At 30.4% G+C, this 10697-nt stretch carries 8 protein-coding genes; 2 read left to right on the top strand and 6 right to left on the bottom strand.

The genetic code is table 11. The features are described 5' to 3' along the window. Nucleotides 1–447: 447 nt before the first annotated feature. The 3 genes from Q4Q40_RS22625 to Q4Q40_RS22615 all read right to left on the bottom strand — a co-directional run bounded on the left by Q4Q40_RS22625 (nucleotide 448) and on the right by Q4Q40_RS22615 (nucleotide 4391). Nucleotides 448–1836 (bottom strand): di-heme oxidoreductase family protein, encoded by a 1389-nt coding sequence (locus Q4Q40_RS22625; RefSeq protein ID WP_303304339.1) that lies wholly within the window; start codon nucleotides 1834–1836, stop codon nucleotides 448–450. A gap of 122 nt (nucleotides 1837–1958) precedes the next feature. Beyond that, entirely contained in the window at nucleotides 1959–3029 is a 1071-nt protein-coding gene (locus tag Q4Q40_RS22620; RefSeq protein ID WP_303304338.1) for an imelysin family protein, read from the bottom strand. Nucleotides 3030–3050: 21 nt separating this feature from the next. Then, on the bottom strand, nucleotides 3051–4391 hold the full coding sequence (locus Q4Q40_RS22615; RefSeq protein ID WP_303304337.1) for a putative porin: 1341 nt from the start codon (nucleotides 4389–4391) through the stop codon (nucleotides 3051–3053). 391 nt (nucleotides 4392–4782) lie between these two features. Between Q4Q40_RS22615 and Q4Q40_RS22610 the strand changes: the two genes are divergently transcribed. Next, nucleotides 4783–6003 carry a hypothetical protein gene (locus Q4Q40_RS22610; RefSeq protein WP_303304336.1) on the top strand — a complete coding sequence of 407 codons (1221 nt, stop codon included), beginning with the start codon at nucleotides 4783–4785 and terminating at the stop codon, nucleotides 6001–6003. 402 nt (nucleotides 6004–6405) lie between these two features. Here Q4Q40_RS22610 and Q4Q40_RS22605 read toward each other — a convergent pair whose 3' ends face one another. From Q4Q40_RS22605 to Q4Q40_RS22595, 3 genes are read right to left on the bottom strand one after another with little or no spacing between them, the layout of a single operon-like run. Next, entirely contained in the window at nucleotides 6406–7254 is an 849-nt protein-coding gene (locus Q4Q40_RS22605; protein ID WP_303304335.1) for a DUF4249 family protein, read from the bottom strand. Nucleotides 7255–7266: 12 nt separating this feature from the next. Then, nucleotides 7267–9537 (bottom strand): TonB-dependent receptor, encoded by a 2271-nt coding sequence (locus Q4Q40_RS22600; RefSeq protein ID WP_303304334.1) that lies wholly within the window; start codon nucleotides 9535–9537, stop codon nucleotides 7267–7269. A gap of 21 nt (nucleotides 9538–9558) precedes the next feature. Next, a complete protein-coding gene (locus Q4Q40_RS22595; RefSeq protein ID WP_303304333.1) occupies nucleotides 9559–9720 on the bottom strand; it encodes a hypothetical protein in 162 nt (53 codons plus the stop codon). A gap of 282 nt (nucleotides 9721–10002) precedes the next feature. On the opposite strand from Q4Q40_RS22595, the gene Q4Q40_RS22590 reads away from it, so the two are divergent. Then, nucleotides 10003–10626, top strand: a complete 624-nt coding sequence (locus Q4Q40_RS22590; protein ID WP_303304332.1) for a YrbL family protein — start codon at nucleotides 10003–10005, stop codon at nucleotides 10624–10626. Nucleotides 10627–10697 lie beyond the last annotated feature (71 nt).

Here is a 10697-nt window from a genome sequence, read left to right as displayed (position 1 = left end):
ATAATGTTAGTCAACAAGCAACGCTCTGTTACAAGAATGGCTAAAGAACTAGGTTTAAAGGTTGTTCAAGTGTGATTTTTAAAACTCTAAAAATCAAATACTTGAAACAGACGTCAATGGTAGCACAGCGAAGAATCTTATCAACTTAAAAATCAAAATATTAAAAACCATAAGAGATTCTTCAGTCGTAAGCTTCGCTTATATCTTCAAACAAAATGTATTTTGTTTTCGATAGCCTATGATGACATAAAAACTCCATTACATTCAGAATGACATTTTTTAGCCCCTCAAGAAGATTTAACCTATTGTTGTAATGGCTTGTTTTAAAATAGATTTTGTCTCAATATCTACCCGTGGAGAATACCAATTATCACTAGTAATAATAAAATAGTAGGATAACTACCTAAATCTTTATTTTTTAAAACCTAAAATACAAAACAGATAATATTATAATGAATTAATGAATCTTAAAACATCTTCTCTATCTTGTGTATTAAGAGCCTTGAAGTTCTCTTTAGCTACTGTTGCCTCTCCTCCATGCCATAAAATAGCTTCAGTAATACTTTTGGCTCTTCCATCATGTAAAAAATCGGTATGTCCGTTTACCACTTCCGTTAATCCAATACCCCAAAGTGGTCTTGTTTTCCATTCATTTCCATCAGCTAAAAAATCTGGTCTATTATCGCTCAATTCATCTCCCATATCATGCAACAACATATCGGTATACGCATAAATCGTTTGGTTACTTATGGCTGCTATATCGCTTGATCCAGTTTCCATACTTGGAATATGACACTTAGCACATTCTATTTGCTCAAAAAGACTAGCCCCTTTTCGTACAGAATCATCATCTAAATCTCTTGGTCCAGGAACAGCAAGGGTTTTACAATAAAACGCCACTTCGTCTAAAATATCTTCGGTAATTTCTGGATCGTCTCCTAAACCATCATTTCCATTAGTTTGTCCATCGCCTGTCTCAGTTGGAATTAAATAGGTTGTTATACCCATATCTCCACTATACGCCCCTGCACATTGCTCTAAAATTGTAGCTGTATTTGCTTTCCAACCAAAGCGGCCTATTTTCATTTCACCAGAAATTAAATCATAGACATAGTTTGCCTTACCAGAAATGCCGTCACCATTAGAATCATTAATATCTTCATTCGATAAAATATCGGTTTCTGATATTGCTTCCAATAAACCTAGACCAAAAACTGGTGGCGCTAATCTAGGGGATAACAAAGCATCTGCTGGAAACACAGTATATGCATCAACAACAGAGTAATTTGGTTTTTGGAGTGTTACTTCGGTTCCATCTGCTAATGTTTCAACAATTTGAGTATAATCCACTTGAAATTTTGCTTCGGCTTCATATCCAAAAATAGCTTGGTTTTGTATTTGAAGTCCGTAATTTGGTAATGGCATTGGACCGCCATTTGCAGCTTGTCCTGAAGCACTTGTTCTTAAAAAAAATCCACTTAAACTATTAACATCACTAGGAAAAGGGGCTCTTCCATCTTTAGGGTGACAAGACACACAAGATGTATTATTAAAAATAGGACCAATTCCTGAATTTACGGTTGCAGGAGCAGTAACAAAGGCTGCTTCAAATTGAAAATCTCCATCAAGATGCATATCTAAATTGTTAGAAGATAAATTAGGCGCTGGAGTGCTAAACGAATTACTGGATGTTAAAAAAATAGTCGTTTCTCCACCTGCATATAACCGATCTTCAAGATTGGGAAGTTCTATATAGCTATCACCATTATCTGATGCACAAGAGAATAGAATAATAATAATAAAGGAGATACTGTATTTTATTATTTTAATTTTCATAAGGTAAGAGATTAAAACTAGAAAGAAGCTGTCTGAAAAATATTGTTCTGTGTTGTATAAAACTTGACAAAAATAAAAACTTTTTAAACAGCCACTTTCATTTTACAAAAGAGTTTTAATGACTATAAGTTTGAAATAAGCGGCTCTAAATCTGTTTCCAAAATAGTTAACAAATCGGCTACTTTAGTTTGCGCATTTTCTACCGCTGTTCTGTTATTTACTATGGCATCTGTAAATGTTCCTGGAATAGACTCAATAGCAGAAATAGCATCAGAAATAGCCGTTTTAATAGTGGTATCAAGAGTTTCATCTACTGTCATAACAACATCTGTAACACCTTTATTACTTGTTCCGTTATAGTCTCCTAAATAAATATTTTGGATACTTCTCATATTATCTGCAAAATCTAATTTAGAGTTGTTACTAAAACGAGATTCTTCAGCTTCTGGTTTGGCATCGCCATTGTTCCCATTAAGTGGCTCTTCTATTTTACCATTAGCAACTTCATCTGCAATAATAACCAAGCCTTCAACTATTTCTTGTAAGGCACCTTTTTGAGATGTGTATATTGACCCAGAAGTTCCTGCTGTTAAAAAATTTGCAACAAAATTACCTTGAGATGCTAACCACCCAAAATATAATTCTTGAGTTTGCGCTTCTAAATTTTCTGTAGCTGCTATTAAATATTCTATTTCCCGATCTGTTAATTCTGAAGCTAATTTATCGCCATCTAATCCCCAAATAAAATATTCGATGGTATGAAACCCTCTGGCTTCATTATTACTTTCCAATAACGTTGAAGTAATGGTGTTGCTACTAGCAAGAATGTTATTAATAGCGGTAACATCTACTGGCCAAGAATCAATAGCTGGGTCTATCCCCTCAGTATCTACTGGTCCATATAAAAAACCTTCTGATTTTTCCCATGGCGTACGTGTAGCGACCCAAGCATCTTTTACGGCTTGTAATGCTGTATCGTCTCCAATTGTTAAGGTTGCTACTGTGTTATTTAATGCATTGGCATTAGTATATAAGGTGTTATACGTTTCTGTTATAACACTTAAAGATAGATTGGTTAAAACCTCAGTGTAAAGTGTTGCGTTTGGGTCAACCATTTCTGTATTATCATCATTATCACTACAACTCGTTAGTGATATTAAAGTAATTAAGCCTAATAAAAATATGTTCTTCATGTTTTTTGTATTTATTTATTATTAAAATTTGAATCCTACCCCTGTTGAAAAGGTTCTATCGTGTTGTTTTTTTCCTGTTAATTCTAATGTTGAAAAGTCATAGTTTTCAGATCCTAAACGGCGGTCTGAATATTGCATTTTTACAACAATTTGTGGATGCACAAACCAATTAAGCCCCCCAGTAATGGTGTTACGTTCCCAACGTGGATTATCTATAATACTCCCCTCTACATCTTGCATGGTATCATAATAATCGTAACGCATAAACGGATAAAGCATTTGTTTGCTATCTGTTTTTATTAATGGCAAAATGTTATATCCTAGTTCTGCTGAAAATCCTAAAGCATTTTTACCAACTGGGGTTCTTTTTACACCTAAATTGTTAGATAAATTAGCATTACGTAACGATACAATATTTGAGTTTTCTAAATTTCCGTAAAGTCCAATTACATTAAAACGAAGGTTATTTTCATTGTAGGTAATATGTCCTTCAACTAAGGTAACATAAGCACTTTCACTCATATCATCTTTAGGTCTGTTGGCTGCAGAATCGTTTATGTACCCCCCAATACCCAGGTATGTATCTTTATGTGTTCCGAACTTATAATCTAATCGAGCTGCAAATGCAAACGACTCTGCATTTACCATTTCAAAACGTTGTTGATACCCTTCTTTTATCCAACCTCTAGAAGAAAACCCAGAGGCATCTAAACCGCTAACAACATATGCTCTATAATTAAATCTTTTAGCGAAGGTTCCGTAAAATTCTACCCCAGTTTCATACCACCCAAGAGGCAATATAGCATTCTCCATTTCTTGGCGAGTGGTTGTAAAATATTGTAATGGTGTATCTAGATTTTGATGTAACCCAAAATACATTTTTATTTTTCCAGCCCGAATATTAAAGTATGGTTTTATCTTAAAATTAATATGAACCTGTTCCAACTTAACACCTCCACCAGTTTCTATTTCTTGTTCAAACTCGCCAAATTCTTCTTGAGTATCTAAATCTACGGAAGATGCTGTACCTCCATGTTCGTATTCAATTTCAGTTTTTAAACTTATTCTATCCGAAAATTGGTATTCTAGATATAAATTTAAGCGCTCAGCATCAAATTTATCTGTTAATGTAGGATCGGTATCGTAATTATTACTATAATAATTTATTACGCCGTAACCTCTTAAGCTAAGCTTGTCCCATCTGTTTTTTGAAGTTGCTTTTGAATTTAATGCTGCTTTCAGCTCTTCCTTAATCTCTTCTTTTAAGGCTTCTTTAATAGCGTTAACTGTTATTGAATCTATAGTTGTTTGAGAATAAAATATGCTTGTTGTAAGCATAAAAAATAATATAACTAATCGCATTTTAAGTTTTATTAAAACGCAAAATTATGTTTATTTAGACTAAATACAAATAAAAAATAATATTATTTTTAATCAGTCTAAATAAAATATTAAAAATCAATACTTTACATATTTAAAACGCAGTTATTTATTTTATTTTCAACATATTAACCTAATTATGTTTCATAGTTGAAAAAGAGCTATTTATAAATCAATTTTTAATTGCTTTTCATCGATTTAAACATACCAATTATATAGTAACAATTTAAAATATTAACACAATAAATAAATATTCCGACATATAGCACATAAATATCGACATTAGTCAAGATATATTTTTTATTAAAAAAAAAAACAACCCATTTATAAGGTAAAATGTATATTTGCGCCTACAATCTAAAAAACGTTAACAATGAAAAAAAAAATTAGCTTCGCCCTTTTAAGTTTAATATTAGCTTCTAATATCTCATGTAAAAGTGATGATGATGTATCTTCTGGAATAACAGGTTCTTTAACTGTAGAAGAAGGTAAAGAACAATTAGAAAATAATAGTATTGAATTACTAAATAAAATAGAAGACTTTAAAAATGATGACGCATTAAACGAAATCATTGAATTGGCAGAGTACATAAATGGTTCTACAACGACTAAGTCTTCTGGATTTAAAGAAATAGCATTCAATACAATAAATAATGTATCTTCAATGAAAACTGAAAATACTGATATTGTTTTATTTAATGCAAAACAATCAACAGCCATTATAGCAGAAAATTCTCTTGTTGATGATTTTAATGAAGAAACAGGAGTATATGAATGGAATGCAACCACTGAAGAGTTTGACAAAACAGGTGAGAGCGACGATATTATTTATAATATAAGCTACAATGATAAAGTGGCTGTATTTAGCTTTACAGACTTCAACACGACAATTGCTGGTGGCGATGACACTGAAGAATTACCTACTTTGATTAAAGCAAATCTAAAAATCAATACGACCACAGTATTTTCTCAAGATTTTACGGCATCTTTTCAAGATGATCAATTAATTCCATTGAGTATTAACAACATCACTACTATTGGTGGGTTTGTATTTACTACATCTTATTCTAATAATAATAACACATCAATTACGCAATCTTTTGAATTTAAAATTGGCGACACTGTTATTACTAGCTATAACTTTACTACAAATGGAGATTTCAACAATGAAAATGCTAACATTGATGATATCATTGATAATGTAGCTATATCATTTCAATTTTTAGATGCCAAGTTAACTATAACAGCTACAGATGATAACTTTAATACTGACAGCGAACTTTCTATAGACGAACAAATTGCTTTATTAAATAGTAATATTATTGGAGAGTTGAGTATCGATACTAAATCTATTGCTAAAACAGAATTTTATAAAGATGAGGAAACTCAAACGAGTTATGTATATAACCCAGATACTCAGTCAGGTGAATATGTAGAAATCACTGAAGACATCATTAATATAAGATTCTTATTTGAAGATGGTACGTCTAACGATTTTGACACCTATATTGAAGGTTCATTTACAGAACTAGAAGACAAGTTTGATGCTGTTTTTGAAGCTTACGAAGATCTTTTTGAAGGTATAGAATTGTAAGTTTAAAAGACACAAAAAAATACAATTATCGAATAAAGGCTACCTAAAAAAGGTAGCCTTTATTTTTTAAGAATCTTAAATTTGATAAACTTTGTTATTCTTAGCAAAACAAAGTGCTTGTCATCCTATGTTTGCAAAAAAGTTAGTGTCATTCAGAAGGCTATCGAAAACAAAATATATTTTGTTTGAAGATATAAGCGAAGCTTACGACTGAAGAATCTTAGAGATTAATTATAAAGATTCTTCGCTTTGCTCAGAATGAACAAACAATTATAAATTAAGTATTTATAAAAACACGTCAATGGTAGCAAATCGAAGCATCTTATTTGTCTAAAAAATAAAAACATTAAAGCTTTCAAAGATGCTTCATTGCATTCAAAATGTCACTTTTAGACAACCTCTTTATTCTTCAAGAATCTTAAACCTGATAGATTCAACATTTTCTCCAGACCAATACCCAAAAGCTCCATTGCTAATATTAGTAACAACCTCGTTAGTAAACGAGGAGTTTTCCACAAAAGTAGACTCGTCTCCCTTAACCGATTTCCAAAAGTCAAATTGCTCTTTTGTTATAGCTACAAGCTGCAACACCATAGCCTGATTAACTTTAAATTGATTCTCTTTATGTCCATCGTCAAATTTTAGATATCTAACTACAAGAGGAAAGCTATCGGTAGAAATATTTTCTGTATTAAAAATAAAGGGACTGCCTAAACCAAACTTATCTTCATTTTCATTTCTAATTAGCACTTTAAAGTATTTAGTTGACGAAACATCGTTACTAACAGTTAATTTAACATCTCTATAATCTGGATCAGATACACCATCTTCAATATACTCTAAAAAATTAATATCTAATATTTCAGACTTTTCAGGAAGTTCTGTACTTGAAATAAAGGTTTTCCCCCTAATGGTAATTGATAAATCATAATTTTTCCCTAATTCACCTTTTATAATATTGCTTCTATAATATAGAAAGGGGAATTTAGAATCTTCTCTTTTTAAAGTTAATATTTCTGATGTTTCTCCATTAGAAATTTCAACAAGAGCCTTCGTTTCAATTGATTTAGCAATCTCTAAGGAATCAATAATGCCTTCAAAAAATAAGCTATTGGTTAAACGTATTTCAGCAAATGCATTTTCTTTAATCTCTCCCTCAACAGTAAGTGGATCGGATGATAAAATATCTGCATCTGTATCTACACAACTATACGTAACCAATACTACTAATGAAAAAAGGATTTTATTCATAATAAATTTAATTTAAAAAGAAAATAACCAATTTAATGTCGGTAAAAAAGGAAAGAGGTCATCTCTGTTTTCAATAATCTCTACAAAGGAATCATCTGTATCTCCAGCTGTTGAGTAATAGATCTGAAACGGGTTTTTATTATTGTAAGCATTGTATAGCGTTAAATTTAATTTTGAACTCCAGTTTCCTTTCTTTTTAAAAGAGTAAGTGCAAGATAAATCTAAACGGTGATAATTAGGGAAACGAGACGCGTTTTTAGCTTCAAAATTAATTATGGGGCGTTCGTTTATAATTCTTATATCTTGAGGTTTCGTATAATTTTGACCACTAGTAAACAAAAATATGGCTCCTAGTTCTATTCTATTATTTAATTTGTAGTTTACTATAGTGTTAACGTTTATGGGTCTGTCGAAACTAGTTGCAAAGTAATTCCCTTGATTTATATCGTCAAATTTGGCGATAGTTTTGGATAGTGTGAGCGCACCTTGCATGGTAAGTTTATTTATTTTTCTATTAACACTTAATTCTAGCCCATAAGCATTAAACTGACCTACAACTATATCTTCATAAATATTGTTCGAAAATAAATTATTAATAGATCCGTTGGTAAATTCAGTATAATTAGAAACATTTTTAAAAAATAATGCACTATTAAATTGCAACCCGTTTTCTTCATAAATATACCCTAAACTTACTTGATTTACTACTTGAGGTTTTATATTTTTAGTACTTATTAAAAAGAAATCTGCAGGCAAACTAAATGAGCTAATAGAGGCTTGGTGTATAAACTGATTCAGTCTTTGGTAGCTAAATTTATACGCTTGATTATCTGAAGATTTATACCGAATACTTAATCTAGGTTCTAAATTGTATCTTTTATCACGATCAACCAATCCGTTAGACTCCGTTAAATAGGCTGAGAGCCTTAATCCAGATTTAACCTTTAGTTTTTCAGAAATTGAAAATTCTAAATCTCCAAATATATTAATATCGTCATATTTAAAAGTTTCTTGATTTAAAATTTCAATGGGCGATTCATCAATACTTGCTTGAACATCTTTAGGAAGTATTTTGTTTTTATTATAACTAGCTCCCACTTTAAATAGATAGTTAGGTTTATCCCATAGAAATTGGTGATTTAAACTAAAAACATTAAACGTACTATTCGCATAATAATCATAAATAAAATCATCGCTACTCAAAGAAAACTCGTAGAAACTGTTACTAATGGTTGTTTTAGAACTGAAACTTTTAGAGAATTGATGGCTATAAGTTGTCCCTAATAAAAAATTACCCCAATTTAATTTTCTATTCCTTCCATTCGTTTTATCTATAAAATCATCTCTTGTTAAATAAACTTTAGTCTCAATTTTACCTTTTTTTGATACTAGAAAACTGTGCTTAGCATAAAAATCGTATAAATAATAGTTGTTATTTTTACCCAGTACAGAATTCTCATCTTTAATAAAAGGTTTAAAAACTTCTAAGTATGTTCTCCTGCCTGATATTAATAAACTATGTTTCTCGTTAATTTTTATATTACCAGTTAATTTTGTTGATAATAGGCCTAAACTTCCATTAAAATAGGTGCTATCGGCAGCTTTTAAGGTTTTTATATCTGTAACAGAAGATAATCGGCCTCCAAAACTAGCATCGAAACCAGCTTTTGAGAATTCTAAAGAATGGACAAAATCAGAATTTATAGCAGAAAACAAACCGCCTAAGTGTGATGTATTATGCAAATACATATCATCCAAAAGCGTTAAATTCATGCTTCCGTTCCCCCCTCTTACCAATAGCCCCGATTGACCTTCGGTTGCTTGTTGAACACCTGGTGTATATTGAATTAATTTAATTACGTCCTTTTCTCCCAAAATAAAAGGAAGGCGTTCTATATCTTTTTGAGAAAAATGAATTTGGCCTGGAACCACCTTTTTTAATTGACTACTAGAAAACGTTCTTATCGTTACTTCTTTTAGCAAACTAATTTCGGGCTCTAGATAAATAATATCGTCTACATCTTTAATAGCTATGCTTAAAGAATTATAACCTATTTTAGATAAAATTATTATAGCGTTATTATCAATATTATCTAAGTGAAAGACCCCATTTTTGTCTGTATAAGTTCCTTTTTGGGTGCCTTTAACTAATACAGAAACGTCTTGAACAGGTATGTTTGAGTTAAAATCAAATATTTTCGAAGCTATTGAATTCTGAGCTGAAATTTTTGCAAAAGAAATAAAACTAACGAAAAAGTATAATAAATATTTTGGGTGGCTCATTTTGGATTAAACTAAACTTTTTTAAAGAGAAGTGTCTGTTAATGAATTATAATCATTCGATGAAACCATAAAAACGTTTTCTTGCTTAGATAGATGTGCAATAATTCCTGAAGTATTATAAACCATTTTATCTAAAGTAAATTTAATATTTTTTATAAGTTCTGTAATTCCTAAAACCTCCATAAATGTACATTATTTACATATTGCTAATTTACATAGAAAAGTATATAACAAACAGTTTTTTATAGTAATTAAACGTAAAAAAAACTTGTTTTTTTTAAATATTTTTTGACTTGTACAACAGCCACATCGTATATAATTTATTGCTAGTTAATTTTTTGGGAGCTGTTCGTTTTCTATTCGGTTTTTACTTGCTAAATTTGTTACTTAAACTACGCAACAAACCCCATACATAAACGTTACCAGATTAAAAACAATACACTATTAAAAATAACTCTTAATTTGATGATTAAAATACTAGATGAACACTTTATTGCAGAAGGCACATATCAAAAATGTTACAGACATCCATCCAATCAAAATTTGTGTATAAAAATTAGTAAACAAAATATTGAAATCTCACGTCTAGCTTATGAGATTAAATATTGTGAAAAGATTAGTAAAAAAAAAATAAAGAAAAAGGATTATCAATTTTTTTCAATTTTTCATGGCACTGTGGAAACAAACTTAGGTAAAGGCTATGTTTTTGATTTAATAAAAGATGAAACAAACCAAGAAATTTCTAAAACTTTAGAATATTATTTATTAAATCCAAATCCTGCAATTAGCGACCAAACATTAAAGATCGCGTTTGAAAGACTAATTCAACTAATGGCAAAATACAAAATCATTGCCAACGATATCAGGGCAAAAAACATCTGCTGTAAAATTTTAAAAAACAAGACCATTGAACTCATACATATTGATGGACTTGGTCATAGAGATTTTATACCATTAGTAAACTGGTTTAGTTATTTTGCTAAAAAGAAAATAGAGCGACGATTACTTCGTTTTGATTTATATGATTTAGACGTGCATCGCAATTATCTTAAATCTTTTTACAAAAATCAAGATGATACTATTCAATAAAATAATTATTTAATCTAAAAACTCTCAGATCCTCGGGTCGGGCTCAATATCTTTAAGTTAAGGAGTATTGA

The sequence above is a fragment of the Flavivirga jejuensis genome, assembly GCF_030540765.1.
Lineage (GTDB): Bacteria > Bacteroidota > Bacteroidia > Flavobacteriales > Flavobacteriaceae > Flavivirga > Flavivirga jejuensis.
This window is presented reverse-complemented; position numbering and strand designations above follow the sequence as displayed.

Coding starts and splice junctions, on each gene's coding strand:
- Q4Q40_RS22625 (WP_303304339.1), bottom strand. CDS start 1,836: ATGAAAATTAAAATAATAAAATACAGTATCTCCTTTATTATTATTATT.
- Q4Q40_RS22620 (WP_303304338.1), bottom strand. CDS start 3,029: ATGAAGAACATATTTTTATTAGGCTTAATTACTTTAATATCACTAACG.
- Q4Q40_RS22615 (WP_303304337.1), bottom strand. CDS start 4,391: ATGCGATTAGTTATATTATTTTTTATGCTTACAACAAGCATATTTTAT.
- Q4Q40_RS22610 (WP_303304336.1), top strand. CDS start 4,783: ATGAAAAAAAAAATTAGCTTCGCCCTTTTAAGTTTAATATTAGCTTCT.
- Q4Q40_RS22605 (WP_303304335.1), bottom strand. CDS start 7,254: ATGAATAAAATCCTTTTTTCATTAGTAGTATTGGTTACGTATAGTTGT.
- Q4Q40_RS22600 (WP_303304334.1), bottom strand. CDS start 9,537: ATGAGCCACCCAAAATATTTATTATACTTTTTCGTTAGTTTTATTTCT.
- Q4Q40_RS22595 (WP_303304333.1), bottom strand. CDS start 9,720: ATGGAGGTTTTAGGAATTACAGAACTTATAAAAAATATTAAATTTACT.
- Q4Q40_RS22590 (WP_303304332.1), top strand. CDS start 10,003: ATGATTAAAATACTAGATGAACACTTTATTGCAGAAGGCACATATCAA.